Origin of the sequence: Streptomyces acidiscabies, from assembly GCF_020010905.1 — a bacterium.
Taxonomy (GTDB): domain Bacteria; phylum Actinomycetota; class Actinomycetes; order Streptomycetales; family Streptomycetaceae; genus Streptomyces; species Streptomyces acidiscabies.
This window is the reverse complement of record NZ_JAGJBY010000002.1, coordinates 528,705-554,585: the sequence shown is the minus strand read 5'-3', so window position 1 is coordinate 554,585 and position 25,881 is coordinate 528,705. Positions and strand designations below refer to the sequence as shown.

Genomic DNA, 25,881 nt, shown 5'->3' with positions numbered 1-25,881 from the left:
CGTTCGGCGTTCAGGTTCGGCCCAGGCGCACGGCACTCGTCGTTCCGGGCCGCTCCCCGATGGTCGGTCCCATCCCAGCGCGCCAGTCACGGCCCTCGGTCAGCCTACCCGGTGACCTCGATCCGCCACTGGCCCACGTCCTGGTGCGCGGAGTCGTAGACGGCGCTGCCGTCGCCGGGTTTCAGGTCGTAGTGGTGGAGGTTGCCGCCCCAGTAACGGAGGATGCGGCCGAGTTCCTCGGCGGGACGTTCGGGGTCGACGGAGACTTCGAGCACGAATTTCGCGGTCGTCATGCCTTCTATCGTTTCATTGAGGCGCCCTGTGAGACTTTTCGGCGAGTGGCCCTGATGGATCGCCGAAAAGTCTCAACAGGGGTGCAGACCTCAGTCGGCGTACTGGCCACCTGCCGCGGGGTCGGTCAGGAACCGGAAGCGGTACTTGGTGCCGTCGAGCACGTCTTCGGCGACCACGGTCCAACTGGAGCCGACGTACGTGTAGTTCTCCTGGCAGTCCACACCGCCGGAGCTCGGGTAGAAGCACACCTTGACGTTGCGCGCACCGTTGGTGATCCGCAGGTTGATGTCGTTGCAGTTGCTACTTGTCGTCAGGCGACTGCTGGCGCTGATCGGGTAGTAGAAGCTGCCCGCTCCCTTGTTGAAGGTGAGGTCCCCGTCGTGACAAGCGGCCCGAACCCCTTGCTCTGCCGCACCCGCACTCCCCGCCCCTCCCACAAGAAGTCCCGCGGTCATGGCCAACCCACCGGCCAGCGCGGCGATTTTCCTGGACGACGTCATGTTCTGCCCCCATCTGTTTCGGCTGTCCCGCCACCGTCGCACCCCGCCGACCAGCCCAGACAGTACTTTCGAGGGCGGTAGAAACACCCAGCTCACCTCGTCCGCAACAACGCCGCCCCCGTCGGCGTCAACGTATGCAGCACCGTATTCGAGCACCGCCGACTGAAGATCAGCCCCGCCTCCCGCAACACGGACGTGTGATAGCTGGCCGTGGCCGGCGAAACATCCAGCGCACGGGCGAGTTCCGTGGTCGTGGCCCCCACCCCGGCGACCCGCAGCGCGGCGGCCCGGGTCTGCCCGAGCAGCGCGTCGAGCGAGGCGCCGCCGGGCGCCGCCCCCGTACCGGCGTGGCTCAGCGGATAGAGCAGCGCAGGTTCCCGCTCCGGATCGGCGAAGGTGACCGGCCGGTACCGGCAGAAGTACGAGGGGACCAGGCGCAGTCCGCGCCCGTTCAGATACACGTCGCGGTCCTCGACGTAGTCGACCTCCAGCACCGGCGACCGCCACCGCACCCCCGGCCCGAGACCGCCCAGCAGCCCGTCCACACCCCCGTCGAGAAGGGCCCGCCCGAGCGTCGCCCGCTCGCTGTCGAACTCCGCCCGCATCCGGTCGTGGTGGGGTGCGATCACGGCGGAGTGGTAGGCGCGCAGCACGCCCACGATCTCCTCGCGGGCCCGCCGCTGCACCAGCCCGCCCGCCCAACTCGGCGCCCCGACCCGTCTCGCGAGGGTCTCCAGTTCCCGCCGCACCCGCTCGGGAGGCGTGTCGAGGATCGCCGCGAACCCGGCGTCAAGACCGTCGGCGGCCTCGGGCGGGGTGAGGAAGTCGGGGAAGTAGTCGGCGCGGGGCAGGAGTTGGTGCAGCGTCCCCCGTACGGCGGCGCCGAGCGGCGTACGGGTCAGCTTCGGCAGCGCCACGCGGAACCAGTCGGCGTAGGCCCGCCGCCCCCGGGTGTCCTGGAGCCGGTGGAGGCTGAAGGCGACCTCCCAGAGCGGGTCGGGCGATCCGGCGATCCGGACCCGTGCGAGGTCTTCGGGCGTGAAGTGGATACGCAGCATCCGGCCCCCTGGGTGTGGCGCCCTCACCCCCGTGGCAGGGCTCCCGCCCGGAACGATCCCAGCATCCGCCGCCGAGTAAAATAACAGCAAAGAATGAATGGCGAAAACGGGATGTTCCGGGACGAAAGGTGGCCGGATCTCACTGGATGATGTGCGGCAGGAACCTCGCGTACACATCCGTGACCAACCCGGCCGACTCCCGGATACCGAGCCCCGCCGCCTCCCCCTCGACGGTCCACGCGCCGAGGACGACATGGTTCCCGTCGAAGGCGGGGAGCGGCGCCAACTGCTGGTAGCAGCAAGGCTCTACAGGTACGACCGGCTCGGCGCCCTTCTGATGCACCACGACCCCGGCACCCTCGCGCCCCAGCAAGGGTTTCGAGACGTACTCGGCCAACTCCCGGGGCCCGTCCAGGTATGCGGGGAGGAGGTTGGGGTGGCCGGGGTAGATCTCCCAAAGCACCGCCAGCAACGCCTTGTTGCTGAGCAGCATCTTCCACGCCGGCTCGATCCACAGCGTGCTGCCCGTGCCGCCCCCGTTGTCGAGCGTGTCCAGCACATGCCCGCCGAAGCGGTCAGTCGTGAGCCACTCCCAGGGGTACAGCTTGAAGCAACTCCGGATGAACCGGAGCTTGTTGTCGACGAACCGCCCCGAGAGCCGGTCGAAGCCGATGTCCTCGACGGGGATCCACTCCGTGTCGAGCCCCGCCTGTTCGGCCGTCTCCTTGAGGTAGGCGACGGTCATGAGGTCCTCGCCGAGTTCGTCGGCGGTGGAGTGCGCGAAGTAGAGGGGACTGCCGGGCGGCAGCAGGTCGCCCTGTCGCTTCCAGGCGGCAACGAGCCGCTCGTGCAAGGAGTTCCACTGGTCGGCGCCGGGGAAGCGGTCCTCCATCCAGAACCACTGGGGGGACGCCGCCTCCACGAGGGACGTGGGCGTGTCGGCGTTGTACTCCAGCATCTTCGCGGGCCCGGTGCCGTCGTAGCGCAGGTCGAACCGGCCGTACACGGACGGGAGTTCGGCCCGTCGGCGCCAGGACTCGGCGACGGCGTCGGCGACTTGGGGATCGGTGATGCCGAGGTCGGCGAAACGGCCCTCGGCGACGATGAGTTCGGCGGCGGCGAGGCACATCCGGTGCAGCTCCTCGACCGTCTCCTCCAGCGCCTCGACCTCGTCGAGGGTGAAGGAGTAGTACGCGCTCTCGTCCCAGTAGGGGTACAACTCCCCGTCCGGGTACCGGGAGAGCGGGTAGACGAGGCCCTGCGCCTCCACCGTCCGCTGCCAGTCGGGGCGGGGTTCGATGCGGTGGCGTATCACGGCGCGCTCAGCCGCCGGAGCTGCCGTGGCCGCCGTCGCTGCCGCCGAAGCCGCCCCGGTCGACGCCGCCGGACCCACCGCTGGAGCTTGATGAACCACCGGACGATTTACGGGACTTGGTGAGCGAACCGCCGTCCACGTAGCCGTTGCTCCGGTTGCCGCCGTAGTACCAGACGGTGTGCGACGAACCGCTCGACGACTTGCAGTTCTTGTCGGAGACGACCTTGTAGCCCTTCAGGGAGTCGTAGCTGTCGCGGTCGACGCACCGCTTGTCCGGGTCGGAGGAGCACGCGGTGAGCGCCACCGCGAGGATCCCCACGCCGCCGAGGACGACCGCGTTCGAGCGCAGCCTTCTGGTCGTGTCCGCCATGTCCTGATCTCCCCGTGTAATGGATGCGTGTGTTCGACGATCAGCCTAGAGATCGGTGAGAGTTCCCGTTCGAGTACCCCCGCCGCCCGCCCCTCCCCTACAGTCCGTTTGTGATGTTTGGGATGGTGTGCGCACTCGCCGCTGCGGTCTGTTTCGGTACGGCGACGGTGTGGCAGGCGGTGGCGACCAGGGAAGCGGCGGCGGGCGGTTCCTCTCGCGGTGACGCCGCGCTGCTGCTGCGTGCCGTACGGCAGTGGCGGTACGTCGCCGGGCTCGGGCTCGACGGGCTCGGGTTCGTGTTCCAGGTGCTGGCGCTGCGGTCCGTACCGATCTACGCGGTCGGCGCGGCGCTCGCGGCGAGCCTCGCGGTGACGGCGGTCGTGGCGGCGCGGATGCTGAAGGTGCGGCTGAGCCGGACCGAGTGGGGCGCGGTCGCGGTGGTGTGCGCGGGGCTGGGGATGCTGGCTCTGGCGTCCGGCGAGGAAGGGTCTCGGCACGGGTCCGACGTACTGAAGTGGTCGGCGCTCGGGGCCGCCGTCTGCATTCTGCTGCTGGGGACCGTCGGGGGGCGGCTGCCGGAGCGGGGGCGCGCGCTGACTCTCGGGCTCGGTGCCGGGTTCGGGTTCGGGGTGGTGGAGGTGGGGGTGCGGCTGATCGATTCCGTGGAATCCTTTTCGTTGCTGGCGAATCCGGCTTCGTACGCGTTGCTCGTCGGTGGCGGGGCGGCCTTCCTGCTGCTCACCTCGGCGATCCAGCGGGGGTCGGTGACCGCCGCGACCGCCGGGATGGTGATCGGGGAGACGGTCGGTCCTGCCGCCGTCGGCGTGATCTGGCTGGGGGACCGGACGCGGGGCGGGCTGGAGTGGCTGGCGGTGCTGGGGTTCGGGGTGGCTGTGGCGGGGGCGCTGGCGCTGGCGCTGGCGCGGTTCGGGGAGGCGCCGGAGGAGGCTCCGGTGGGGGAGACACCCACGTCACGGGCGTCCCAGTAGACTCGGCCGACGTGGCGGACACCCAGTACGAAGACCTGTTGCGGCAAGTGCTCACCTCCGGTACGGCCAAGGCCGACCGGACCGGCACCGGTACCCGGAGTGTCTTCGGACACCAACTGCGCTACGACCTCGCGCAGGGGTTCCCCCTGGTCACGACGAAGAAAGTGCACCTCAAGTCGATCGTGTACGAGCTGCTGTGGTTCCTGCGCGGCGACTCGAACGTCAAGTGGCTCCAGGACAACGGCGTCAGCATCTGGGACGAGTGGGCCGACGCCGATGGTGAACTCGGTCCCGTGTACGGCGTGCAGTGGCGCTCCTGGCCGACGCCGGACGGCGGTCACATCGACCAGCTCACTGAGGTCCTCGACACACTCCGCCGCGACCCCGACTCGCGCCGGATCATCGTCTCCGCGTGGAACGTCGCCCAGCTCTCCGAGATGGCCCTCGCGCCCTGCCACGCGTTCTTCCAGTTCTACGTCGCCGACGGCCGCCTCTCCTGCCAGCTCTACCAGCGCAGTGCGGACCTGTTCCTCGGCGTCCCCTTCAACATCGCGAGCTATGCGCTGCTGACGCACATGGTCGCGCAGCAGACGGGTCTGGAGCCGGGTGACTTCATCTGGACCGGGGGCGACTGCCACATCTACGACAACCACGTCGAGCAGGTGACGGAACAGCTCTCCCGTACGCCGCTGGACTTCCCCCGGCTTCAGCTGCGCCAGGCCGACGACCTCTTCTCGTACACCTACGACGACGTAGAGGTGGTCGACTACCGGCACCACCCCGCCATCAAGGCGCCGGTCGCGGTATGAGCGTCGGACTCATCTGGGCGCAGACGCTGGACGGCGTGATCGGCGCGGACTCCACGATTCCCTGGCGTCTGCCCGAGGACCTGGCCCACTTCAAGGCGACGACGCTGGGGCACCCGGTGGTGATGGGTCGCCGTACGTGGGACTCCCTCCCGCCGCGCTTCCGGCCCCTTCCCGGGCGCCGCAACATCGTGCTGACCCGGGATGCTTCATGGACGGCGTCCGGCGCTGAACGAGCAGCCTCGCTTCCTGAGGCGCTTGCCTCAGCGCCGGACGCGTGGGTGATCGGCGGGGGCGAGATCTACCGGGCGGCGATGGAGTTCGCTGCACGGCTCTCGGTGACGGAGATCGACGTACAGGTGACGGGCGACACGTACGCGCCCGCGCTGGACGGCGGTTGGCGGGTCACCGAGGAGGGTGACTGGCTGACCTCGGTGTCGGGGCTGCGGTACCGGATCCTGGAGTACGTCCGCTCCGTGTAGGACCGGGACTGACCTACCCGGGGCCTAGCGTCGCCGGGAACCCAGGAGGTCAGATGCCCGTCAAGCCGATTCCCGAGGGCTACACCACCGTGACACCGTGGCTCATCTCGCGCGACACCGTGCAGCTCATCGACTACCTGAAGCGCGCCTTCGACGCCGAGGAACTCGCCTGCCTCAAGGGCGAGGACGGCTCCGTCGCGCACGCGGAGGTCCGTATCGGCGACTCGGTGGTGATGATGTTCGACACCCGCCCGGAGTGGCCCCCGACCCCCGGCTTCCTCCGCCTGTACGTCGAGGACGCCGACGCGGTCCACCGCCGGGCCGTCGCGGCGGGCGGCACGTCGGTCACGGAGGTCACCCACTTGTTCTTCGGCGACCGGGTGGGCCGGGTCCGCGACCCCTTGGGCAACCTGTACTGGATCCAGACCCGGGTGGAGGACCTGACCCTGGAGGAGATGGAACCCCGCCTGACCGACCCGGAGTTCACGAAGGCCATGGAGTACGTCCAGAGCGCGGACTTCTTCCCTGGCCGGGAACGGGACGCTGACTGACACGCAGGGGACCGACCGACAACGGAGGCTGCTCTGCTCGACTCGGGTTCACCAGTCGGGTCTGATCGGAGAAGACCCCACCCGACAGGTCTCGGGGGAACGACCATGTCGGGCGGGGCCGATCGGGGCGCAGCGGGTGCTTCTCAGCCGTGCTGGTCCAGGTCGTCACTCCGGCGACGATCCATGCGACGGTCACGACCCACATGAGCGCTGCGAGGACGACGACGATGGTGCACATGGCCTTCATGCGGGGTCCAGCGTGGACGGGGGTGCGTCCCATTCGGTGCCGCCGCCTTCGGGGCGGACGTACGCCATGAGTTGCGAGCGGCGGTGGGCGGGAGGTTGGTCGGGGTTCTCCCACGGGATCAAGTCCATGAGGATTCCGGTGCGTTGGCCGTCGGTGACGGTCTTGCCGATGTGTTCAGCGGTGACCACGGGTTGCCTCCCGGGCGCACTCGGGGCAGTTCTTGTAGGCCGGGGTGGGGAGTTCGACCTTGCCCGTGGTGGGGTTGAGGGTGCCGCCGTACGCGGTTCGCCAGTCGGGGTCTTCGGTGCCGTCGAGGAGTTGGACGAGGCGGGGTTCACCCAATGGGTTCGGGGGCCTCACTTCGACTTCCCGGGGTGCGTGTTCGTGACGTGCATCTTCCACAGGACGGCCGCGTCGCTCGCGGCCGACGGGTCGTAGTTCTCGTTCGGTGCGCCGTCCTTCTGGGGGTTGGTGGCCATGCCCCCGGACGCTCGAACGTCGCGGGGGTTTGTCGTTACAACAGTCAACGCCGGAGGTCAGCAGGCGACTTGCACACTTCTTGCACAGTCACCCAGCGCGCTCAACGAGGTTTTGGGACCCTGGAGGGGAGAACGTCACCAAGTGGGGAAGGCGTCGGACATGGACGCTGCACACGTACCTGGGCCTGGCTCGAACGTGGCCAAGCGCCGTAAGGAACAACGACTCAGCCAGGTGGCTCTCGCCCGGAAATCAGGGGTGTCCGTGTCCCTGCTGAGCAAGGTCGAAGTCGGGGACCGAGCGCTCACTCAAGGGGTGGGTGCCGCCATCGCGCGAGCATTGAACCTCACCCTTGACGAACTCCTGGGCAGCGCACCCGAGAAGAATCTGAGTGAACTCAACTTTGTCATTCGCAGGTTCGATGTCCCCGGACCGCCACCTGAGCATCCCGAAACTCTTCAGCGGGAAGTCGACGACCTCAACCAGCTTCGGCAGAACACAGAACTGTCCCTGGTTCTCCAGAGGCTTCCCGGAGTGCTCTCCAGGGTCACGAACCACGCTCATCTGGTACAGCGTCCGGGGGCTTGGACTCTGGTCGCCGATGTGTACGGGATCGTCTACTGGCTGGCCGCGAGGCACAGGTGGATGCACCTTGCCGAGCTGGCGACCATGAAACAGCGCATGGCTTCCGAGCGGGCCGACCCGATCGCGGCGATCGTCGCGGCACGCGATGACGCGGGGACGTTCCTGAACTCGGGGGATTTCGCCGGCGGCCTGGCCGTCGTCGACCGTGCGATCGTCCGGACGGAGTCGATGCTCACCGGTCGGGACCGTGCGTACGCGTTGGGGATCCTGCATCTTCGCGGCCTGACCCTGGCCGGACGGCTCAAGGACAAGCAGACGGCGAACCGGCACATCGAAGCGGCTTGGGAAGTGGCCGAAGAATTCCCGGAGGACATCGTCGAGCACGGCATCCATTTCGGCCCCGAAAACACGGCCACACATGTCATCGCGACGGCTTCCGACATGGAACAGCACCGTAAGGCGTTGGACACGGCGGATGCCTTGATCCGGGCGGGACTCAACCTTCCCGCCACAAGGGTGGGGCCGCTCTACATGAACCTCGGACGTTCCCAGCTCGCTCTCGGGGATCAAGAAAGCACTCTTGAGAGCCTCGAAAAGGCATGGGCGGTGGCGCCCGAGATGGCCGCCGTTCACCCCACGTCTCAGGAACTGACCCGAGTCCTGGTGTCGAAACACAAGCGGAGCAACGAGCGGTTGACCAGGATCGCAAAGAGGACGGGTATCTCGCTGTAAACAGCTGACCGGTCCCCACAGCCGGCGTTCACCGGGTTCCTGCGGGAATGCCCGAGCCTTCGAGGCCGAGGGGCAGGGAAAGCCGAAGCGCCGTCAGGGCAATTCGGCGTCCGCCACGGCGGCGTCACGCTCGGTCTCCAGCCGGTAGACGATTTCGGAGTTGAGGGACCTGCGGGCGGACTTGGCCTGGGTGACCAGCCACCCGTGTAGGTCGGCGGGCAGGCGAAGGGTGATGCGCTTCTCTTCATCCATGACTCCAGATTAGAGGGTCATGGGCACTGTTTGAGCGGCAGAATGACGTCATGGCGACACCAAAGAAGGTTTCGGAGGATACCGGGCACGCCCGGTACACCTACCGGCTTCGTGTGTCGTCGACCGCCCGCACCGCTCTGCTCGTGGAGTGGGACCGGTGCCGGTGGGTGTGGAACGAGTGCGTGGCCAAGTCCCGTGCTGTACACGCCCATAATCGGGCGCATTCCGAGAGCAGGCTGACGTGCGGCCCGGCTCAGCTCGACAGGATGCTGACTGAGGCCCGCGCCCGCACGCCGTGGCTGCGTGAGGGTGCTTCGGTGCCGCAACAGCAGATCATCCGGGACTTCGCCAGGTCCCGTTCGAAGGCACTGAAGGACGTCGAGAAGCGTCTGCCGATGCGGCAGCGCGCGGGCATGCCCCGGCACAAGAAGAAGCGTGAGGCGCTGCCCACGCTCAACTACACACAGCGCGGGTTCCGGCTGAAGGACGGCCGTCTGCATCTCGCGGGCGACATCGTGCTGACCGTGGTGTGGTCGCGTGAACTCCCGTCCGTGCCTTCGTCGGTACGGGTGTACCGGGACGCGGTGGGGCACTGGTACGCCTCGTTCGTCGTCGCCACCGAAACCCAGCTGTTGCCCGACACGGGCCGTGTGCTCGGCGTGGACTGGGGAGTCAGAGAGACCGCCACCACCACCTCGGACGCCTACGACCTTCCTCACCCCCAGCACGGGCGTACTACTCAAGGCAGGCTGACTCGGTACGACCGGATGGTGTCCCGTCGCAAGCCGGCGAGGGGGCAGGCATTGTCGAAGGGGTATCGGGACGCGAAGAGGTGGCGGGCGAACACGTACGCGAAGATCGCCCGGCAGCGGCAGGACACAGCCCGCAAGTGGGCCAAGCGCGTCGTGCGCGATCACGACGCCATCGCTGTCGAGAACTTCCGGCCGAAGTTCCTCGCGAAGACCACCATGGCCCGCAAAGCTGCTGACGCGGCGATCGGCGCCACGAAGAAGGCCCTGATCGAGATGGGCCGCAAACACGGGCGGGACGTCCGCCTCGTCAACCCCGCGCACACCACCATGGACTGCGCATCGTGCGGAGCGAGAACCAAGCACGCACTGCCACTGTCCGAACGTACCTACACCTGCACCACGTGCGGAGCCTCGTCCCCCAGGGACAAGAACTCCGCCCGCGTGATGCTCGTCCGGGCTGGTCTCACCCCGGCTGGTGCCGAAGGCACAAGACCTGCGGGAGCGCCGCTCCCGCAGGCAGCCTGAGCCAGAAATCCCCTCCTTTCGGGGAGGGGAGGATGTCAAGGCAGCACCCGGCACAGCGCCGCCAGCGCCGCAGGCCACGTGTGGTCCGACGGCGTTCCGTAGCCGACGACCAGCGCGTCCCGGGGTGTGTCCAGGGTCGCGTGGCGGAAGCGGGTCAGGCCGTAGAGGGCCAGGCTCTGCCAGGCCGCCGCGTGGATGACCGAGTCCTCCGTGCCCGGCGGGAGGCTGAGGACCGCGTGGAGGCCGGCGGCTATGCCGGTGACGCGGACGTCGGGGGCGTGGGTGGTGACGGCGGTGACCAGGTCGTCGCGGCGGCGCCGGTAGCGGAGGCGGGAGGCGCGTACGTGGCGGTCGTACGCGCCGGATTCGATGAACTCGGCGAGCGTCAACTGTTCGAGGGCGCTGGTCGATTGGGCGCCGTTGAGGCGGGCCGCCTCCGCCGTGAGGGACGGGGGGAGGACCAGCCAGGCGATGCGCAGGCCGGGGGCCAGGGACTTGCTGGCGGTGCCGAGGTAGACGACGTGGTCGGGGGCCAGGTCCTGGAGCGCGCCGACCTGCTGTCGGTCGTAGCGGAACTCGCCGTCGTAGTCGTCCTCCAGGATCAGGCCGCCGCTGCGGCGCGCCCAGTCGACGATCTCCGCGCGGCGCTCGGGGCGCAGGGCGACGCCGAGGGGGAACTGGTGGGAGGGGGTGAGGAGGACAGCGCCCGCACTGGCGGGCAGGTTCTCGACGCGGGTGCCGTGGGTGTCGAAGGGGAGGGGGGTCGTGGTGAGGCCGGCGCGTTCGAGGATCGCCCAGTGGGGCGGGAGGCCGTACGACTCGACGGCGAGGGTGCGGACGCCGCGCGCGTGCAGGAGTTCACCGAGGAGGCGGAGGCTGTGGGAGAAGCCGGTGGAGATGAGGAGGTGCTCGGGGTCGGTGCGGACGCCGCGTACGCGGGCGAGGTAACCGGCGAGCGCGGCGCGCAGTTCGGGCAGGCCGCGGGGGTCGCCGTACCCGAGGACGTCGTTGGGCGCGGCGGTGAAGGCGCGCCGGGCCGCCTTGAGCCACTCGGCGCGCGGGAACGCGGCGAGGTCGGGGCTGCCCGGCAGCAGGCTGTACCGCGGCTTGCCGGGAGCGCGCCGGTGCCCGCCGCCCCTGGTCTCCCGTTGCGGCACGGGCCGCTCGGCGACCCGGGTCCCGGACCCCTGCCGCGCGGTCAGCCACCCCTCGGCGACGAGATCGGCGTACGCATCGGCAACGGTGTTCCGGGCGATCCCCAGATCGACGGCCAGCACCCGCGACGACGGCAGCCGCGTCCCCGGCCCGAGTCGGCCGCTGCGTACGGCCTCCCGCAGGGCGTCGGTGAGGCCGCGCCGGAGGTGGGGGCCGGTGGGGACCAGGTGGAGGTCGATGCCTAGGCCGACGGGGGGTGGGGCGGGGGGTGCTTCCTGGGGCTCGTCGGGGCCGGGGTTGTCGTACACGGGGACGGCCTCGGAGGTGGGGATACCGGCCAGGCCGGTCATGACGACGGGTTCGTCACCGTTCTCGTCCACCTTCGGCCCCTCCCGATTGGCCCACGTTTTCGGTCACGGAATGGACCATATCCGTGGGCTGCTTGCATTTTAGGGTCGGTTGCATGAGCACAGCGGAGCGGGAGCGGGCGGCGCACTGTCCGCGGATGGTGCTGGCGGAGAGGGTGCCGGAGGTCTATCGCGCGTTGGTGAGACTGGACGCGGCGGCTCAGCAGGGCGTCGACGCGACGCTCAGGTACCTCGTCAAGGTGCGGGTCTCGCAGGTCAACGGGTGTGCGTTCTGCGTGGACATGCACAGCAAGGACGCGCTGGCGAACGGCGAGAGTGTCGAGCGGCTGATGCAGCTGACCGTGTGGAAGGAGTCCCGGCACTTCTACACCGAGCGCGAGGTCGCGGCGATCGAGCTGGCCGAGGCAATGACCCGGCTGACGGAGGGCCCGGTGTCGGACGAGGTGTACGGCAACGCGGCGAAGCTGTTCGGGGAGACGGAGCTGGCGCGGCTCATCTCGGTGATCACGGTGATCAACGCGTGGAACAGGATCGGCGTGACGACGAGGATGGTCGCGGGGACGTACCTGCCGGAGGACGCCGGATGAGCGGGGCGGAGGCCTTCGGCCCGGCCGGTGGACGCCGGATGAGCAAGGTGGAGATTTTCCGCGCGCTGCACTCGCGGCGCCGCCCGGACGACCCCCTCGTCCTGGCCGGCGCGTGGGACGCGGTGAGCGCGGGCGTGTTCGCGGACGCGGGGTTCCCGGCGCTGGCGACGCCGAGCGCCGGGGTGGCGGCGAGCCTCGGGTACGCGGACGGGAAGACCCCGGCCCTGGAGATGTTCGCCGCGGTGTCGCGGATCGCGCGCGCGGTGGACGTCCCGGTGTCGGCGGATGTCGAGGACGGGTACGGGCTGGCGCCGAGGGAGCTGGTGGCACGGCTCCTGGAGGCCGGCGTCGTGGGGTGCAACCTTGAGGACTCACGTGGGGAAGTCCTCAAGGACCCGCACGAGCACGCCGACTGGCTCGCGGAGGTGTGCGCGGTGGCGGACGGGGAGCTGTTCGTCAACGCGCGCATCGACACCTTCGTACGCGGCATCGCCTCCCCGGAGGCGGTGATCGAGCGGGCCGCGCTGTACGTGGCGGCCGGCGCGGACTGCGTGTACCCGATCCTCGCGCCTCCGGTCGCGCTGCCGTTGCTGCGGGCGGGGGTCAAGGGGCCGATCAACGTCCTCGGCCACCCGGAGGACGGCCCGACGCCTGCGGATCTGGGCACGCTGGGGGCCACCCGGGTGACGTTCGGGCCGGGGATGCAGCGGTGTGCGACGGCGGCGCTGCGGGAGATCGCGGCGGGGCTCGCGCCGCAGGTATGACCTTCGCCGGGCCGGCGGACCGGGTTCAGCCGCTCTCGTTTCCACCCCGGTCATAAGGCTCGGCTTTCGCGAGGGTGCCTTCCGGACGCACCTGAATCGTCCGGGGGGCACCCTCAAACTCAGTTGGGCAGTGCGCCGCGCATCCACTCCCGCACCAGCCCTCGCAGCCACGCGTGCGCCGGGTCGGCGTCATAGCGCGGATGCCAGGCCATCCCCAGCCTCAACGGCGGCAGCGGCAACGGCACTTCGAAGTGGACGAGCCCCAACGTCCGCGCCAGCGACAGCCCCCACCCCGTGTTGAGCCCGACGAGGTCGGTGTCGCGCAGGACGAAGAGGGACGCGGGCAGCGAGCCGACGCTCACAACCACCCGGCGCTGCAAGCCGAGTTCGGCGAGCGCCGCGTCAACCGGCCCATGCAGCTTGCCGCGTCGGGACACGGTCAGGTGATCCGCCTCGACGGCGAACCGTTCGGGCGTCAACTCCCCTTCCAGCAACGGGTGTCCGGCCCGCACGACCCCCACCATCCGGTCCTCGGCGAGGAGTTCGGTCCGTACCTCGGGCGATGTGCTGTCGACGACGCCCACTTCGAGGTCGGCGGTCCCCTCCCGGAGGAACGGCGCGTCGAGGTGGCTCTCGCTGAGGAACCGCAGCCGGATGCCGGGCGCCTCGGCGGCGGCGCGCGCGAGGAGAGCGGGCCCGTGCGCAGCGGCTATGGCGTCGTGGCCGAGGATCGAGAAGGTCCGTACGACGGTACGGAGGTCGGTGTCGGCCGGGGTGAACACCGCTCGGGCCCGCTCGACGACCGTACTCACCTCCGCGCGGACGGCGAGCGCGCGCGGCGTGGGGACCATCCGCCGCCCCGCCCTGACCAGCACCGGATCGCCGAGCGCCGTACGGATGCGGCCGAGGGTGCGGCTCATCGCGGGCTCGGAGAGGTGCAGGCGCCGGGCCGCGCCCTGGACGCTGCGCTCCTCCAGCAGGACGTCCAGCGCGACGAGCAGGTTGAGGTCCACGGATTGCGTCACACGCATTCATCCCTTGCGAAGGTTGCACTGGAAAGCAGGACAGGTCGAGCCTACGGTGAAAGCACCCGGGAATCCCACACCGTCCAGCTCCCTGGAGGAGCCGTGTCCGCGCCTGCCCTGAAACGCTCGACCCTCCTCGCGCTGTGCGCCTGCGTGCTCGTCGCGCAGAGCATGGTCGCGGCGATCAACCTCCTCATCCCGCAGCTCGCGGCGTCGGATCTGCGGCCCTCGCACGCCGAGATCTTGTGGACCGTCGACGCGTACGTCATCGCCTTCGCCGGGTTGCTGATCCCGGCGGGGGCGCTGGGGGATCGGTACGGGCGGAAGGGTGCCCTTCTCGCCGGGCTCGCGCTGTTCGCGATCGGGGCCGGGGTCAGCGCGTCGGCGACGACGCCCGCGCTGCTCATCGCCGGGCGGGGGGTCTCCGGCGCCGGCGCCGCGCTCATCACGCCGGCGACCATGTCCCTCGTCGTCCACCTCGCGGGGCCCGCGCGCAGGGCGCAGGCGATGGCGTCGTGGACGCTGGCGATCGGGCTGGGTGGGATGGTGGGGAACCTCGGGGGCGGGTTGGTGGGCCAATTCCTCACGTGGCGGGCGCTGTTCGGGGCGATGGTGCCGCTTGCCGGGGTGCTGGCGATCGTCGTCGCGGTGACGACCCCGCGTACGGATCGTTCGCCGCGCAACTCCCTTGATCCGGTGGGGACGTTGCTGCTCACCGCCGGGTTGGTGGCGGTGCTGTTCGGGATCATCGAGAGTCCCGAGCACGGGTGGACGTCGGGGGTGATCCTGGCGGCGTTCGGGGTGGGGGCCGGGTTGATCGGGGGGTTCGCGGGGAGGTCGGTGAGGGCGGCGCGGCGGGTGGACTCAGCGGTTCCGGAGACCGGCCTCGGCGCGCAACCCTCGTACAGAGCCCCCCTCTTCGACCCCCGCCTCTTCCGTTCCCCCCAACTCCGCGCCACCGTCCTCGGGTTGGCCACCGGGTTCTTCGGCCTCTTCGCCCTCTTCTTCGTCAACTCGCAGTACCTGCAAGAGGTCAAGGGGTACGGGCCCGGTGTCACCGGCGTCGCGATCCTCCCCGTGATCGTCGGCATGGCGCTGGTCCCGAAGTTCGCGGCACGCTGGTCCGCGCACCCGCGTCCGGTGGTCGGCGCGGGCCTCGCACTGATCGGCCTCGGCCTGCTGGGGACGTCGACGGCGGACGCGGGAACGCCGTATCTCCTGTACGCCTGCTGGCTGTTGACGATCTCGGTGGGTACGGGCCTGGCGATGCCGGCGCTGACTCTGGGCGTCGCGACATCCCTCCCCCCTCACCAGACCGGCCTCGGCTCCGGACTCGGCACATCCGCACGGGAGATCGGCGCGGCGCTCGGAGTAGCCGTGTCCGGCACACTGCTGGCCCACCACACCGACCTCGCGTCGGGGATGGGCTCGGCACTGCGGATCGTAGGAATCACGGTCCTGGTGTCAACGGCCTTGGTAATAACGGAGTTCAGGGCACCATGCAAGCCGAAGCCCACAGAGGAAAAGGAACCGGCATCCACACCGGCGAACGCCACGTGAACAGCACCCGGCGTTGAAGTCCCTCGCAGCGGACGTCACTTGAGACGCCGGGGACCCAACGCGCGTCCCCGGCGCACCTACTTGTCCAGGTCCCGCATCCCCCTAGCCTTCCGCCACGCCTTCTTCCGCGCGCGTTCCGCCTCCCACAAGGCGTGGTACTCCTCCATCTGCTTGCTGATCTCCGGGTCGGTCGGAGTGTCGTCCTCCTCGTCCTTCCACAGCCCCGCGTCCTTGAGGCGCTTGACCTGGACGTCGGAGGGCTCGTCGGGGTCGTAGTCGGAGCGGCGGGGCGGCTCGGGGCCGTCAGGGCCCATGCGGACGAGGCGTTCCACGCGGGTGACGCGGTAGCGGACGCCGTCCACGACAAGGGCGTTGGCGCGGGTCTCGTCGAGCCGGTCGGCGTGCGCCGCCCACTCGGCCTTCGTCTTCTCGTCGAGGCCGAGTTCCCACGGGCCGTGCAGCCGGAGGTACGAGGCGAGGGCGTCGCGGGCGCCTTGCGCCGTCGCGTACGAGGAGGCGATGTTGAACGCGCCCCACTGGCCGTCGCGGCGCTCGGAGACCGTGAACACGGGGGGCATCAGGACGCCGCCGGGGTACTCGCGGCGGGCCCTGCGGGAATCCTCGTACCCCTCCTCGGTCGTGTGGTCGCGGGCGTTCACGAAGTCGACGAGTTCCATCTTCAGGATGCCTTCGGAGAGGCCGGTCCAGGCGAAGACGTCGACGATGTGGCCCTGGTCCTTCGGGCCGGGGACGTCACCGCCTCCGACCTCGCCCGTGTCGCGGTCCGAAGGGCGGGGCGGCTCGGGGCCGTTGGGGCCCATCCTCAGGAAACGGCTGACCCGGACGATCCGATAGCGACGGCCCTGGACGGTCAGGTCGTTCACGACCTCGCGGTCCATGCGCTTCGCCGCCGCCATCCACTTACGGCGGTTCTTCTCGTCACCGGCGTCCTCGGCGTCCTTCGCGCTCATGCGGAAGTGGCTGCCGAGGGAGTCGCGGGCGGCCTGGGGAGTGATGTTCCCGTACCCCAGCACCTCCCAACCCCCCTGCTCGCACTCCCCCATGTAGAAGAACTCCGGCAGCCCCAGCCCCATCACCTGCGGGTACCGGTCCCGTGCCCGCCACGCTTCCTGGTCCGCGAACTGAGCGAGGGGGCTTTCCGGGACGGTCATCCGGAACGTGAGGTAGGCCGGATGGTTGTCCTGGTAATCGGTCATGCACGTACCGTGCCCGGTTGAGGGGGTGGGCAGACATGCCAATTGCCCTGTCTTGAGGATTCGGTCGCACCACCGTGCGTTCGGGGGGTGACACCGGCTAGTCCGGGTCCCGCAGCCCCCGGGCCCTCCTCCACTCCCTCTGCCTCGCCTCTTCCTCCTCCACGAGGGACTGGTACTCCAGAGTTCTCTCGTCGAGTTCGATGGGCTTGTGCTCGTCGTCCTCCCACAGGCCCGCCTCCTTGAGCTGCTGGACGTGGACGGTGATGGGGGGCTCGGGGTCCGGGTCGGAGGGGCGGGGGGTCTCGGGGCCGTCGGGGCCCATGCGGACGATGCGGTCGACCCGGGTGATCCGGTAGCGGACGCCGTCGACGGTCAGGACGTTCTTGCGGGTCTCGTCGAGGCGGTCCGCCAGCGCCGCCCACTCCGCCTTCTTCGCGTCGTCGAGGTCCTTGCTCCAGGGGCCGGTGACCCGGAGCCAGTGGGAGAGGGAGTCCCGCGCGCCCTGGGGGGTCGCGTGCGTCGCGTCAGGGTTCGCCGGGGACCAACCGCCGCCGCGCTCCCGCCGGGAGATGACGAAGACCGGCGTCAGCAGCACCCCGCCGGGATAGTCGTACTGCGCCGCGACGGCGTCGTCCCGTACCTCCTGCGGTACGTCACCGGCCGGCCCGGCGAGGCTGAGCAACTCCAGTTTGAGGAGTCCGTCGGAGAGACCCGTCGGGGTGTAGGGGTCGATGACGAACCCGTCGTCCCGGTGGTCGAGGCGGTACGCCGCGCCGACGTCGGCGGTGTCGCGGTCGGAAGGGCGGGGCGGCTCGGGGCCGTTGGGGCCCAGACGGACGAACTGTCCCGCACGCGCGATACGGAACCTCTCCCCCCGTACCCGGAACTCGTCGACGACCTCCCGCTCGATCCGCTCCGCCGCGGCCATCCACTTACGGCGCACGGCCTCGTCGTCGGCGTTCCCCGCGTACGTACGGAAGTGGCTGCCGAGGTCGTCCCGCGCGCCCTGCGGCTCACCGCATCCGGCGCTGAGGATCTCCCAACCCCCCGTCTCGCACTCGCGGGTGGGGAAGAACTGCGGCGCCCCGAGGCCGACGACCATCGGGTACCGCTCCATCGCCTCCGCCGCCTCCTGCTCCGCGAACGCGGCGAGCGGGCCCGCCTGCGGGGTGACGCGGACGGTGAGGTAGGACGGCGCGCTGTCCCGGAAATCACGCATGGCTCCACCGTGCCCGAAAGGGGCGTGCGGGAGACCGGGTTCGCCAAAAACGCCGGCCCCCGGGCGACGATACGGTCACCCGGGGGCCTCGATTCGGTCGTAACCGATCAGACTCAGATCAGGCCGAGCGCGCGGACCGCCTCGCGCTCCTCCTCCAGCTCCTTCACGGACGCGTCGATGCGCGCGCGGGAGAACTCGTTGATCTCCAGGCCCTGGACGATCTCGTACACGCCGTCCTTCGTGGTGACCGGGAAGGAGGAGATGAGGCCCTCGGGGACGCCGTACGAACCGTCCGACGGGATACCCATCGAGACCCAGTCGCCCTCGGCCGTGCCGTTGACCCACGTGTGGACGTGGTCGATCGCGGCGTTCGCGGCGGACGCGGCGGAGGACGCGCCACGGGCCTCGATGATCGCCGCGCCGCGCTTGGCGACGGTGGGAATGAAGTCGTCGGCCAGCCACTGCTCGTCGCTGACGACCTCGGCCGCGTTCTTGCCGGCGACCGTCGCGTGGAAGATGTCCGGGTACTGCGTCGCCGAGTGGTTGCCCCAGATGGTGAGGCGCTTGATGTCGGCGACCGTCGTGCCGGTCTTCTTCGCGAGCTGCGTCAGCGCGCGGTTGTGGTCCAGGCGCGTCATCGCCGTGAAGCGCTCGGCCGGTACGTCCGGGGCGGCGGCCTGCGCGATCAGCGCGTTCGTGTTCGCCGGGTTGCCGACGACCAGGATCTTGACGTCGTCCGCCGCGTTGTCGTTGATCGCCTTGCCCTGCGGCTTGAAGATGCCGCCGTTCGCGGAGAGGAGGTCACCGCGCTCCATGCCGGCCGTGCGGGGGCGGGCGCCGACGAGGAGGGCGACGTTCGTGCCGTCGAACGCCACGTTCGGGTCGTCCGTGATGTCGATGCCCTGGAGCAGGGGGAACGCGCAGTCGTCCAGCTCCATGGCGGTGCCCTCGGCGGCCTTCAGCGCCGGGGTGATCTCCAGGAGGCGGAGCTTGACCGGCACGTCCGCGCCGAGCAGCTGGCCGGAGGCGATGCGGAAGAGGAGGGCGTAACCGATCTGGCCGGCCGCGCCGGTGACGGTGACGTTCACGGGAGTGCGGGTCATGGCGTTCTCCGTATGACAGCTGGCGGTGGGGCGTCCCTGCCCCGGATGATCGATCTCTTGGCATCAAGAGAATCCAGCGGTCAGGCTATCGCGCATCCGGGATGGGGGGTGCGCGGGGTTGTGTGGCTCAGCCCACAGATCTTGGTGGGTGGGGGGTGGGTACGCGAAATGGCGGTCGCCGGTCCGGGAGAGGAGTGACCGACGACCGCCAGGACGGGGGCGGCGGCCGGGCGAGCCGGGCTCCCGTGGGGTTGTAGTGCGCGTGCCCTGGAGTTGGGGGGACAAACACGGGGGGCCGGAAATTTCGGGGGCGGGTTTGTTGGGGGCGGGTTCCGAGGGGGTGGGACTGTGCTTGGCGGGGTGCGGGTGCGTCGTGGCTAGTCGCGCCCACGCGGCGGAGCCGCACATCGATACAGCCCCGCGCCCCTAAAAGACGGGGGGCTGTCCGGCGGTCGGCTGCGGGTACGCGTGGCCCGTCGCGTCCTCTCGGCAGTAGCCGCACATAGCCCCTGCGCCTCCTACCCCGTACACCCCCGCCTTCCCGACGCCAGTTCCGCGCACGCCCTCGCCTCTCCCGGCGTTCGTACCGCGATCATCGGTGTGTACGCGATCGTGTCGTCCGTCGTCGTGATCTCGCCCCGTTGGTGTGTCCTCCCCACCGTTACCTGTACGACGTCCCCCGGGCCCGCCTGCACGATCCGGCCCCACGCCGCGCCGCACGTCTTGCTGTACCGCACCTCGACCTGTGTTCCGGCGACCGTCGCCCTTGCCGTTGTTGTCACCAGGTCGTCGGCGCAGCCCATCGTCTCCGCGTCCTTGCCGGTGCAGGTGGGGCCGTTGCATTTGACGCCGGGTGGGAGGGTGGGGCGGAAACTCGTGGACGGGGAGGGGGAGTTGGTGGCTGCGGCGGGGGTGTCGTCGGGGCCGCTATCCGTCAGGAGGAAGGCGGCACCGGCGAGGGCGACGACGCCGAGCGCCCCTGCGACGAAGGTGAGCCAGCGGGGGGCGGACTTGACGCCGGCTTCGGAACGGACGGCCGTAGCGAGGGAACTCTCGCGCTCCACCGGCTCCTTGGCGCCCTCCTCCGCCGAACCCCCGGCCCCCACCGCCCCCTTGCTACCGCTCTCCGCCAAGCCACCGGCCCTCGCCGCCCCCTGTCCACCACCCTCCGCCGAACTCCCAGCCCCCGCCGCCCCGTTACCCCCGCCCTCCCCCGAACCCCCCACCCGCGACGGCCCCTTGTACCCCGCCAACCCCCAAGAGTTCCCCTCCGTCGGGCCGCCCACCTCCCTCGTCGGCAACGCCGTTGGAGGTACCCGGAGTTGGGCGGTCGCACGGTCGTGGGAGCCGGGGCCCCAGGACTGTTCCGCGAGTTCCCACAGCGTCGTCAGGTGGACCGGCGAGATCCCCGTGGCCTCGGCGAAGGCGTCGACCGCCCGGCGGGGAGCCAGGAGGCGGCCGTCCAGGAAGCGTTCCCACGACGTACGGCTGTAGCCCGTGCGCTCGGCCAGCGCCGGCGTACTCAGCCCGCTGCGGTCGACCGCACGCCGCATGTGGACGACGAACTCGACCATCCGCGGGTCGAGTTCGTCCGGCAGAGGCTTCCAGCGAGCCATCGTGTCCCCCCAGTGACAGTCCGTCCCGTTCAGAGACGTTAGTCCGGTTCAGCGCCGGAATCGACAGGCACCGGGAGGGAATTGTCGATGAGTCGACAGCACCTCAGGTCTTGACCGTGAAGTGCAGGGTGTCCTTGAGGAAGGGGATCTGGAGCAGCGGGTTCGGCTGGGCCATCAGCGCGAGCAGCACGATCGCCAGCCCCAGCACCCCGTACGTCACGATGTCGGTGAACCGCGACCGCACGGCCAGCATCCCCACGCCCGGCAGCAGCCACCGCATGACGGCCCCGCCCAACAGCGCCACCCCGATGATGATCGTCCCCACCCGGAACTGGTCCAGCGCGGTGATCAGCAGCCCGAGCGCCACCGTCCCGAACACCGCCAGCATCGGCCACTGCCGCGCCGGCACGGACGACGCCCCGGCGACCGCCCGCCCACTCCCCTCGGGCCGCGCCGTGTCCCGCGTGATCCGCGGAAACCGCCTGCTGCCACGCCGGTTGACTGCCTCTTCGGCCACGGGCTCCTCGCCTCGATCGTTCGTACGCTGCTGTCCAGTGTCGCGCGACGGGGAGGCCGCACTTGTAGGGAGGCCGGGGGTGGGGGGTTCGGTTGCGGAAGACCGTGTCACGGGAGGTTCCGCCGCAGGGGGTTCGGTCGCGGAAGGCTCCGCCACGGGCGCACCCGCTCCGACCGCCCCCGCCCTGGCCCTCCCCGCCCCGATCGCCCTCTCCCCGGCCATCCTCTCCCCAGCCGTCCCTTCCCCGGCCGACCCCTTCTCGGCCTCCCCCTTATCGCCCGGCACCGCGCTCCGCCGCCTCGACCACGTTGACCAGCAGATGCGCTCGGGTCATGGGCCCGACCCCGCCCGGGTTCGGCGAGATCCACGCGGCGACCTCACGCACGTCAGGATGGACATCCCCGACGATCTTCCCGTCGGCCCCCCGCGACACCCCCACGTCCAGCACAGCCGCCCCCGGCTTCACATCCTGCGCGCGGACCAGGTGGGGAGACCCCGCCGCCGCGATGACGATGTCCGCCCGCCGCAGGTGCGCCGCCAGATCCCTCGTACCCGTATGACACTGCGTCACCGTCGCGTTCTCGCTGCGCCGGGTCAGCAGCAGCGGCATCGGGCGGCCGATCGTGACACCGCGTCCGACGACGACCACCTCCGCGCCGTCGATCCGGACGCCGTGGCGGCGCAGGAGCGTGAGGATGCCGTTCGGCGTGCAGGGCAGGGGCGCGGGTTCGCCGAGGACGAGGCGGCCGAGGTTGGTGGGGTGGAGGCCGTCCGCGTCCTTGGCCGGGTCCATGAGGCCGAGGATGCGGTTCTCGTCGATGCCCGCGGGGAGCGGGAGCTGGACGATGTAACCGGTGCAGGACGCGTCCTCGTTCAGCTCGTGGACGGCCTTCTCGATCTCCTCCTGCGTGGCCGTCGCGGGGAGTTCACGCTGGATGGAGGCGATGCCGACCTCCGCGCAGTCCCGGTGCTTGCCGGCGACGTACTTGCGGCTGCCGGGGTCGTCGCCGACGAGGACGGTGCCGAGGCCGGGCACGACGCCCCGGTCTCTCAGCGCCGCCACGCGCGTGGTCAGCTCCGACTTGATCTCGGCCGCGGTGGCCCGGCCATCGAGAATCTGGGCGGTCATGCGGCCATCCTCGCGGATGACGGGTCCCCGCTTCCAATCCGGTCACTCCTGTCACCGATGTTGCACTTGCACAACACCCGGCGAATCGGGCTGGACAAGAACTCGCCCGACCATCAACGATGAAAACCGCACATCAGCGGTCAGGTCGGGGGAAGAACCGCTCACTTATCGACATTCCTCCGCTTGCCCGCGCCGTCCCCGCGTAGTCCAACGGAGGAATCCAGCCATGAGTTTCGGCGCGCCGCCGCCCGGCAACCCCTACGGCCAGCAGCCCCAGCAGCCGCAGCCCGGCGGCTACGGCCAGCCGCAGCAGCAGCCCGGATACGGCCAGCCCCCGCAGGGCTACGGCTACCCCCAGGACCAGCAGCAGTACGGGCAGCAGCCGCCGCAGGGCTACCCGAGCTACCCGCAGAGCCCCGGCGGCTACCCGCCGCCCGGCTACAACACCGGCGCCCCGCAGGTCGCGTCGATGGGCCGCCGCCTCGGTGCGCGCCTCATCGACGGCGCCATCATCTTCGTCGTGTACCTGGCCTTCGCGATCGCCGGTCTCGCGGGGAGCGTCAGCTCCGTCAACGACTGTGACGCGAACGCCTCCTCGGCCGTCTACGAGGCGTGCGTGAACGACGCCGCGAGCGACGTCGTGGGCAAGTTCACCGCGATAGCCCTCCTGCTGACCGTCGTCAGCTTCGTGTACGAGTGGCTGATGGTCGGCCTCAAGGGCGCCACCCTCGGCAAGCTCGCCGTGGGGCTGCGCGTCGTGAACGTCGAGACCGGCCAGAAGCCCGGCATGGGGTCCTCGTTCATCCGCTGGATCATCCCGATGGTCGGCAGCTTCGCCTGCGGCATCGGTCAGCTCCTCGTCTACCTGTCCCCGTTCTGGGACAAGTCGGGCCGCCAGCAAGGCTGGCACGACAAGGCGTCCAAGACGATGGTCATCCACAACCGGTAACGCGGCCGGCGGTTTCGACCCTCAGGCGTGCACCCTCGGACCGGCTCCGGGCGTGCACGCCTGAGTGCTGTTCGCCCTCGCGGATATTGCGTTATCGGGCAAAGCGTGGCGGACACCACCAAGCTCCCCTTACTCTCAGGCCCATCGGATCGGGGGGCCGAGCCCCCTGGCTTGCCCGGAGAAGGGGACGACTCCATGCACAGCCTCATCGTCGTACCACCGTCGTGTGCGAGCGCGAACGGCCAGATCAGACTCGGTGCGGGGGACCGGCTGCCGTTCGGGAGGGCGGACGGCGGGCTCGTCATCGCGCACGAGGGGGTGCCCCGGGTCGCCGGCGAGATCGTTCCCGACCGTACGTTCTGGCTGCTCAGCAACCACAGCGAGGACCAGACGTACGTCGTCGAGAACCCCGAGGGCGCCGGTGAGCACGTCAAGGTCGCGCCGGGCCGGCTGGAGGCCCCGGTCCCCTTCGAGTTCGCCCGCGTGGTGCTGCCCGCCGCGGGGGACCTCCTCGCCTTCGACGTCTGGGCCCCGCGCCACGCCTTCCACAGCGTGTCCCGGCGGGGGCTGAGCGGGGCGGCGACGACCCCGGCGTTCTCCCTGGACCGTACGAAGCGCTACTTCGCCGTCCTCACGGCCCTGTGCGAACCCCGCCTGCGCGGCGAACCCCACGCCCCGCTGCCCGCCGTCGAGGACCTCGTGGACCGCCTCCGCGACGTCTGGCCCGGCGTCACCCGCTCCGCCGTCTACTGGAACATCGACTACCTCGCGGTGAAGCTCCGCCTGCGCGAGGACACGGCCGAGCCCGGCGGCCGACGCCTCAACGGCAAGAAGGAAACCCTGGTCTCCCTCGCCCTGCGCTTCGACCTGGTCCAGGAGGACGACCTCGTCCTCCTGTCGGCGCCGGCCTTGCGGGAGGCGCGATGAACACCACCGTGCCGAAGGGATACCGGGTCGGGGACTGGGAGGTACGCGAGCCGCTGGCCTCGGGGGCGTTCGCGACGGTGTACGCGGGGCGGCACTCCAGTCGTTCCAGCAGCGCCCCCGGCCTCCCCCGCGACGTCGCCCTCAAGTTCCTCCCCACCGGCACCCGCACCCCCCGCCAACTCCGCCACCTGCGCGAACTCGCCGACCGCGAGGTCGAGTTGCTGTCCCGGCTGCGGACGCCCCGGCTGATCCGGATGCACGACGTCGTGACGGTGGAGGACCCCGAACGGCCGGAGCTGGACGGCGCCACCGTCCTCGTCCTCGAACGCGCCGAAGGCTCCCTGGACACCCTCCCCTTACGAACCCCTCAGGTCCTGGCCCAGATCTGCGAGGGCCTGCACCAGCTGCACCACGCGGGCTGGGTCCACGGCGACCTGAAACCGGCCAACGTCCTGCTGATGAAGGACGGTTCGGTACGGCTGGCCGACTTCAGCACGGCGGCGGAACTGGAGGGCACCCACGCCTACGCGCCCCTCTTCACCACCCCCGACTACACCCCGCCGGAGCTCCTCTGGCCGGAGGTGAGCGAACGCGGCACCCTCATCCGCCCCAGCGCCGACACCTGGGCCTTCGGCATCCTCGCCCACGTACTCCTCACCGGCACCCACCCCCTCCCGGGCGCCACCCCCCAGGCCCGCACGGACGCGGCCCTGCGCCACGCCCGCGGCACGCAGGAGCTGCGCCTCAGCGCCGAACTCCCCGCCGAGTGGCGGGAGATCGTGCGGGACTGCCTGACGCCGGACCACAGCTCACGCATCACCGCGAAGGAGCTGCTGCGCCGGGTGGAGTCGGCGGCGGGCACCACCCGCTCGGCCCGCCTCCCCCGCCTGCGCCCCCCGCGCTGGCGGCGACCCGTCCTCGCCGCCCTGCTCACCGTGGCCCTGCTGGGCGCCGGTTCCGCGACGTACGCGGCCCTGCGCGACCAGGAGCCGGCCACCTCGGCCCCGCCGACCTGCGAGAGACCCGCGCTGTACTCCGACCCGACGTACGGCAGCGGCTACACCGCCGGCTGGAACGGCACCTGGGACTTCACCATCAAACGCGGCGACGGCGGCAGCCAGGTCCGTGAACTCCAGTGCCTGCTGCGGAACCTGCACAAAATCCCCGAAGTCGGCAAGGCGGACGGCGACTTCGGCCCGCTGACCCACGGCGCGGTCGTCACCTTCCAGAAACGCGCGGGACTGGACGCGGACGGAGTGGTGGGGCCGCGCACCTGGTCGGCGCTGCGGAAGGGGCCCTGATACGCCTAGGCGTGGTCGTCGGCGAACCGGGCGAACGCGGCCCGGGTCAGCGGGCCGACGTACCCGTCGACCGGGCCGGCGTAACCCGACGTCGACTGCAACTGGGTCTGGAGCGCCCTGATCGTGCCGTCGCCGACGATTCCGTCGATCGGGCCCGTGTAGCCCCAGTTCTGGAGGCAGCGCTGGTACGCCTTCCAGCTCTTGGCGCCGAGCAGGCCGTCGACGGCGTCGTCGTACCCCCAGAACTCGGCCAGCCAGCGCTGGACGTTCTTGGCCTGCGCACGGCTCAGGCCGAAGTTGACGACAGCGTGCGTGGACGCCGCCTCGGCCCCCACCACCCGCTCCTGCGCGGCCGGCGCCGCGAAACTCGGGGCCGCCGTCGCGAGCCCCCCGGCGGCGAGACCGACCACTGCTGCCGCGCTGACCAGCGCCTTCGACAGAACGAGGCGTCGCATTCCGTGTTCCTTCCCTCTGACTCGGTGTGACGCCTGTCAGTCTTCCGGCCGAGG

30 protein-coding genes and 1 riboswitch are annotated in these 25,881 nt (G+C 70.3%); of the genes, 12 read left to right on the top strand and 18 right to left on the bottom strand.

Annotation, left to right across the window (positions count from 1 at the left end):
* Window positions 1-12: 12 nt before the first annotated feature.
* A riboswitch (ZMP/ZTP riboswitch) is annotated at window positions 13-100 on the bottom strand.
* A gap of 4 nt (window positions 101-104) precedes the next feature.
* The 5 genes from J8M50_RS29555 to J8M50_RS29535 form a co-directional block, all read right to left on the bottom strand.
* Window positions 105-293 carry a hypothetical protein gene (locus tag J8M50_RS29555; RefSeq protein ID WP_010351834.1) on the bottom strand — a complete coding sequence of 63 codons (189 nt, stop codon included), beginning with the start codon at window positions 291-293 and terminating at the stop codon, window positions 105-107.
* Between the two features lie 90 nt (window positions 294-383).
* Window positions 384-794: a hypothetical protein gene (locus J8M50_RS29550; protein WP_141655548.1), complete on the bottom strand. Its 411-nt coding sequence runs from the start codon at window positions 792-794 to the stop codon at window positions 384-386.
* 92 nt (window positions 795-886) lie between these two features.
* Window positions 887-1,852: an ArsR/SmtB family transcription factor gene (locus tag J8M50_RS29545; RefSeq protein WP_010351832.1), complete on the bottom strand. Its 966-nt coding sequence runs from the start codon at window positions 1,850-1,852 to the stop codon at window positions 887-889.
* A 139-nt stretch (window positions 1,853-1,991) separates the two neighbouring features.
* Entirely contained in the window at window positions 1,992-3,167 is a 1,176-nt protein-coding gene (locus J8M50_RS29540) for a glutathionylspermidine synthase family protein (protein WP_010351831.1), read from the bottom strand.
* Between the two features lie 7 nt (window positions 3,168-3,174).
* Entirely contained in the window at window positions 3,175-3,537 is a 363-nt protein-coding gene (locus J8M50_RS29535) for a hypothetical protein (RefSeq protein WP_010351830.1), read from the bottom strand.
* 122 nt (window positions 3,538-3,659) lie between these two features.
* On the opposite strand from J8M50_RS29535, the gene J8M50_RS29530 reads away from it, so the two are divergent.
* Genes J8M50_RS29530 through J8M50_RS29515 form a run of 4 tightly spaced genes read left to right on the top strand, consistent with a single transcriptional unit; the run spans window position 3,660 to window position 6,365 of the window.
* The gene (locus tag J8M50_RS29530; protein ID WP_010351829.1) at window positions 3,660-4,526 is read left to right on the top strand and encodes a DMT family protein; all 867 of its coding nucleotides are present in this window, start codon (window positions 3,660-3,662) and stop codon (window positions 4,524-4,526) included.
* A gap of 11 nt (window positions 4,527-4,537) precedes the next feature.
* Entirely contained in the window at window positions 4,538-5,335 is a 798-nt protein-coding gene (locus J8M50_RS29525) for a thymidylate synthase (RefSeq protein ID WP_010351828.1), read from the top strand.
* Entirely contained in the window at window positions 5,332-5,814 is a 483-nt protein-coding gene (locus tag J8M50_RS29520; RefSeq protein ID WP_010351827.1) for a dihydrofolate reductase, read from the top strand. The genes J8M50_RS29525 and J8M50_RS29520 overlap by 4 nt, the downstream gene beginning before the upstream one ends.
* A gap of 53 nt (window positions 5,815-5,867) precedes the next feature.
* Window positions 5,868-6,365 carry a VOC family protein gene (locus tag J8M50_RS29515; RefSeq protein WP_010351826.1) on the top strand — a complete coding sequence of 166 codons (498 nt, stop codon included), beginning with the start codon at window positions 5,868-5,870 and terminating at the stop codon, window positions 6,363-6,365.
* A 243-nt stretch (window positions 6,366-6,608) separates the two neighbouring features.
* Here the strand turns inward: J8M50_RS29515 and J8M50_RS29510 are convergent, their stop codons facing one another.
* The 3 genes from J8M50_RS29510 to J8M50_RS49315 are packed head-to-tail and all read right to left on the bottom strand — an operon-like array spanning window position 6,609 to window position 7,091.
* Window positions 6,609-6,800, bottom strand: a complete 192-nt coding sequence (locus tag J8M50_RS29510) for a hypothetical protein (RefSeq protein WP_010351825.1) — start codon at window positions 6,798-6,800, stop codon at window positions 6,609-6,611.
* On the bottom strand, window positions 6,787-6,972 hold the full coding sequence (locus J8M50_RS29505) for a hypothetical protein (protein WP_075661262.1): 186 nt from the start codon (window positions 6,970-6,972) through the stop codon (window positions 6,787-6,789). Before J8M50_RS29505 ends, J8M50_RS29510 begins: the two co-directional genes overlap by 14 nt.
* A complete protein-coding gene (locus tag J8M50_RS49315) occupies window positions 6,969-7,091 on the bottom strand; it encodes a hypothetical protein (RefSeq protein ID WP_256725241.1) in 123 nt (40 codons plus the stop codon). Before J8M50_RS49315 ends, J8M50_RS29505 begins: the two co-directional genes overlap by 4 nt.
* A 160-nt stretch (window positions 7,092-7,251) precedes the next feature.
* Here J8M50_RS49315 and J8M50_RS29500 point away from each other — a divergent pair, with 160 nt between their 5' ends.
* Window positions 7,252-8,406, top strand: a complete 1,155-nt coding sequence (locus J8M50_RS29500; RefSeq protein WP_029183595.1) for a helix-turn-helix domain-containing protein — start codon at window positions 7,252-7,254, stop codon at window positions 8,404-8,406.
* Between the two features lie 93 nt (window positions 8,407-8,499).
* Here J8M50_RS29500 and J8M50_RS29495 read toward each other — a convergent pair whose 3' ends face one another.
* A complete protein-coding gene (locus tag J8M50_RS29495) occupies window positions 8,500-8,658 on the bottom strand; it encodes an Arc family DNA-binding protein (protein ID WP_040835705.1) in 159 nt (52 codons plus the stop codon).
* A 50-nt stretch (window positions 8,659-8,708) separates the two neighbouring features.
* On the opposite strand from J8M50_RS29495, the gene J8M50_RS29490 reads away from it, so the two are divergent.
* Complete coding sequence (locus J8M50_RS29490) at window positions 8,709-9,935, top strand: RNA-guided endonuclease InsQ/TnpB family protein (protein WP_029183594.1); 1,227 nt, start codon at window positions 8,709-8,711, stop codon at window positions 9,933-9,935.
* Between the two features lie 35 nt (window positions 9,936-9,970).
* On the opposite strand, the gene pdxR is transcribed toward J8M50_RS29490, so the two are convergent.
* Window positions 9,971-11,470 carry a MocR-like pyridoxine biosynthesis transcription factor PdxR gene (gene pdxR, locus J8M50_RS29485; protein WP_010351821.1) on the bottom strand — a complete coding sequence of 500 codons (1,500 nt, stop codon included), beginning with the start codon at window positions 11,468-11,470 and terminating at the stop codon, window positions 9,971-9,973.
* Between the two features lie 83 nt (window positions 11,471-11,553).
* Between pdxR and J8M50_RS29480 the strand changes: the two genes are divergently transcribed.
* Window positions 11,554-12,045, top strand: a complete 492-nt coding sequence (locus J8M50_RS29480) for a carboxymuconolactone decarboxylase family protein (RefSeq protein ID WP_050373093.1) — start codon at window positions 11,554-11,556, stop codon at window positions 12,043-12,045.
* A 38-nt stretch (window positions 12,046-12,083) separates the two neighbouring features.
* Window positions 12,084-12,809: an isocitrate lyase/PEP mutase family protein gene (locus J8M50_RS29475; protein WP_029183592.1), complete on the top strand. Its 726-nt coding sequence runs from the start codon at window positions 12,084-12,086 to the stop codon at window positions 12,807-12,809.
* A 119-nt stretch (window positions 12,810-12,928) separates the two neighbouring features.
* Here J8M50_RS29475 and J8M50_RS29470 read toward each other — a convergent pair whose 3' ends face one another.
* Window positions 12,929-13,840, bottom strand: a complete 912-nt coding sequence (locus tag J8M50_RS29470; RefSeq protein WP_029183591.1) for a LysR family transcriptional regulator — start codon at window positions 13,838-13,840, stop codon at window positions 12,929-12,931.
* A gap of 96 nt (window positions 13,841-13,936) precedes the next feature.
* Here J8M50_RS29470 and J8M50_RS29465 point away from each other — a divergent pair, with 96 nt between their 5' ends.
* Window positions 13,937-15,394 carry an MFS transporter gene (locus J8M50_RS29465; RefSeq protein ID WP_010351817.1) on the top strand — a complete coding sequence of 486 codons (1,458 nt, stop codon included), beginning with the start codon at window positions 13,937-13,939 and terminating at the stop codon, window positions 15,392-15,394.
* Between the two features lie 77 nt (window positions 15,395-15,471).
* On the opposite strand, the gene J8M50_RS29460 is transcribed toward J8M50_RS29465, so the two are convergent.
* From J8M50_RS29460 to J8M50_RS29425, 6 genes are all read right to left on the bottom strand, one after another.
* Entirely contained in the window at window positions 15,472-16,611 is a 1,140-nt protein-coding gene (locus J8M50_RS29460) for a DUF5954 family protein (protein WP_010351816.1), read from the bottom strand.
* A gap of 97 nt (window positions 16,612-16,708) precedes the next feature.
* The gene (locus J8M50_RS29455; RefSeq protein WP_010351815.1) at window positions 16,709-17,830 is read right to left on the bottom strand and encodes a DUF5954 family protein; all 1,122 of its coding nucleotides are present in this window, start codon (window positions 17,828-17,830) and stop codon (window positions 16,709-16,711) included.
* Window positions 17,831-17,943: 113 nt separating this feature from the next.
* Entirely contained in the window at window positions 17,944-18,933 is a 990-nt protein-coding gene (locus tag J8M50_RS29450) for a malate dehydrogenase (protein ID WP_010351814.1), read from the bottom strand.
* A gap of 518 nt (window positions 18,934-19,451) precedes the next feature.
* The gene (locus tag J8M50_RS49310) at window positions 19,452-20,549 is read right to left on the bottom strand and encodes a helix-turn-helix domain-containing protein (protein ID WP_010351813.1); all 1,098 of its coding nucleotides are present in this window, start codon (window positions 20,547-20,549) and stop codon (window positions 19,452-19,454) included.
* A gap of 103 nt (window positions 20,550-20,652) precedes the next feature.
* On the bottom strand, window positions 20,653-21,066 hold the full coding sequence (locus tag J8M50_RS29430) for a DUF3017 domain-containing protein (protein WP_010351812.1): 414 nt from the start codon (window positions 21,064-21,066) through the stop codon (window positions 20,653-20,655).
* A 271-nt stretch (window positions 21,067-21,337) separates the two neighbouring features.
* The gene (locus tag J8M50_RS29425; protein ID WP_010351811.1) at window positions 21,338-22,195 is read right to left on the bottom strand and encodes a bifunctional methylenetetrahydrofolate dehydrogenase/methenyltetrahydrofolate cyclohydrolase; all 858 of its coding nucleotides are present in this window, start codon (window positions 22,193-22,195) and stop codon (window positions 21,338-21,340) included.
* 226 nt (window positions 22,196-22,421) lie between these two features.
* Here J8M50_RS29425 and J8M50_RS29420 point away from each other — a divergent pair, with 226 nt between their 5' ends.
* The 3 genes from J8M50_RS29420 (at window position 22,422) to J8M50_RS29410 (ending at window position 25,372) form a co-directional block, all read left to right on the top strand.
* On the top strand, window positions 22,422-23,144 hold the full coding sequence (locus J8M50_RS29420; protein ID WP_010351810.1) for an RDD family protein: 723 nt from the start codon (window positions 22,422-22,424) through the stop codon (window positions 23,142-23,144).
* 195 nt (window positions 23,145-23,339) lie between these two features.
* Entirely contained in the window at window positions 23,340-24,071 is a 732-nt protein-coding gene (locus tag J8M50_RS29415) for a hypothetical protein (protein ID WP_010351809.1), read from the top strand.
* Window positions 24,068-25,372 carry a serine/threonine-protein kinase gene (locus tag J8M50_RS29410; protein WP_010351808.1) on the top strand — a complete coding sequence of 435 codons (1,305 nt, stop codon included), beginning with the start codon at window positions 24,068-24,070 and terminating at the stop codon, window positions 25,370-25,372. Before J8M50_RS29415 ends, J8M50_RS29410 begins: the two co-directional genes overlap by 4 nt.
* Window positions 25,373-25,377: 5 nt before the next feature.
* On the opposite strand, the gene J8M50_RS29405 is transcribed toward J8M50_RS29410, so the two are convergent.
* A complete protein-coding gene (locus tag J8M50_RS29405) occupies window positions 25,378-25,827 on the bottom strand; it encodes a peptidoglycan-binding domain-containing protein (protein ID WP_010351807.1) in 450 nt (149 codons plus the stop codon).
* Window positions 25,828-25,881: the final 54 nt, after the last annotated feature.

Coding starts and splice junctions, on each gene's coding strand:
- J8M50_RS29495 (WP_040835705.1), bottom strand. CDS start 8,658: ATGGATGAAGAGAAGCGCATCACCCTTCGCCTGCCCGCCGACCTACAC.
- J8M50_RS29490 (WP_029183594.1), top strand. CDS start 8,709: ATGGCGACACCAAAGAAGGTTTCGGAGGATACCGGGCACGCCCGGTAC.
- J8M50_RS29455 (WP_010351815.1), bottom strand. CDS start 17,830: ATGCGTGATTTCCGGGACAGCGCGCCGTCCTACCTCACCGTCCGCGTC.
- J8M50_RS29550 (WP_141655548.1), bottom strand. CDS start 794: ATGACGTCGTCCAGGAAAATCGCCGCGCTGGCCGGTGGGTTGGCCATG.
- J8M50_RS29500 (WP_029183595.1), top strand. CDS start 7,252: ATGGACGCTGCACACGTACCTGGGCCTGGCTCGAACGTGGCCAAGCGC.
- J8M50_RS29515 (WP_010351826.1), top strand. CDS start 5,868: ATGCCCGTCAAGCCGATTCCCGAGGGCTACACCACCGTGACACCGTGG.
- J8M50_RS29530 (WP_010351829.1), top strand. CDS start 3,660: ATGGTGTGCGCACTCGCCGCTGCGGTCTGTTTCGGTACGGCGACGGTG.
- J8M50_RS29520 (WP_010351827.1), top strand. CDS start 5,332: ATGAGCGTCGGACTCATCTGGGCGCAGACGCTGGACGGCGTGATCGGC.
- J8M50_RS29420 (WP_010351810.1), top strand. CDS start 22,422: ATGAGTTTCGGCGCGCCGCCGCCCGGCAACCCCTACGGCCAGCAGCCC.
- J8M50_RS29450 (WP_010351814.1), bottom strand. CDS start 18,933: ATGACCCGCACTCCCGTGAACGTCACCGTCACCGGCGCGGCCGGCCAG.
- J8M50_RS29475 (WP_029183592.1), top strand. CDS start 12,084: ATGAGCAAGGTGGAGATTTTCCGCGCGCTGCACTCGCGGCGCCGCCCG.
- J8M50_RS29410 (WP_010351808.1), top strand. CDS start 24,068: ATGAACACCACCGTGCCGAAGGGATACCGGGTCGGGGACTGGGAGGTA.
- J8M50_RS29545 (WP_010351832.1), bottom strand. CDS start 1,852: ATGCTGCGTATCCACTTCACGCCCGAAGACCTCGCACGGGTCCGGATC.
- J8M50_RS29415 (WP_010351809.1), top strand. CDS start 23,340: ATGCACAGCCTCATCGTCGTACCACCGTCGTGTGCGAGCGCGAACGGC.
- J8M50_RS49315 (WP_256725241.1), bottom strand. CDS start 7,091: ATGGCCACCAACCCCCAGAAGGACGGCGCACCGAACGAGAACTACGAC.
- J8M50_RS29460 (WP_010351816.1), bottom strand. CDS start 16,611: ATGACCGATTACCAGGACAACCATCCGGCCTACCTCACGTTCCGGATG.
- J8M50_RS29480 (WP_050373093.1), top strand. CDS start 11,554: ATGAGCACAGCGGAGCGGGAGCGGGCGGCGCACTGTCCGCGGATGGTG.
- J8M50_RS29405 (WP_010351807.1), bottom strand. CDS start 25,827: ATGCGACGCCTCGTTCTGTCGAAGGCGCTGGTCAGCGCGGCAGCAGTG.
- J8M50_RS29425 (WP_010351811.1), bottom strand. CDS start 22,195: ATGACCGCCCAGATTCTCGATGGCCGGGCCACCGCGGCCGAGATCAAG.
- J8M50_RS29555 (WP_010351834.1), bottom strand. CDS start 293: ATGACGACCGCGAAATTCGTGCTCGAAGTCTCCGTCGACCCCGAACGT.
- J8M50_RS49310 (WP_010351813.1), bottom strand. CDS start 20,549: ATGGCTCGCTGGAAGCCTCTGCCGGACGAACTCGACCCGCGGATGGTC.
- J8M50_RS29535 (WP_010351830.1), bottom strand. CDS start 3,537: ATGGCGGACACGACCAGAAGGCTGCGCTCGAACGCGGTCGTCCTCGGC.
- J8M50_RS29470 (WP_029183591.1), bottom strand. CDS start 13,840: ATGCGTGTGACGCAATCCGTGGACCTCAACCTGCTCGTCGCGCTGGAC.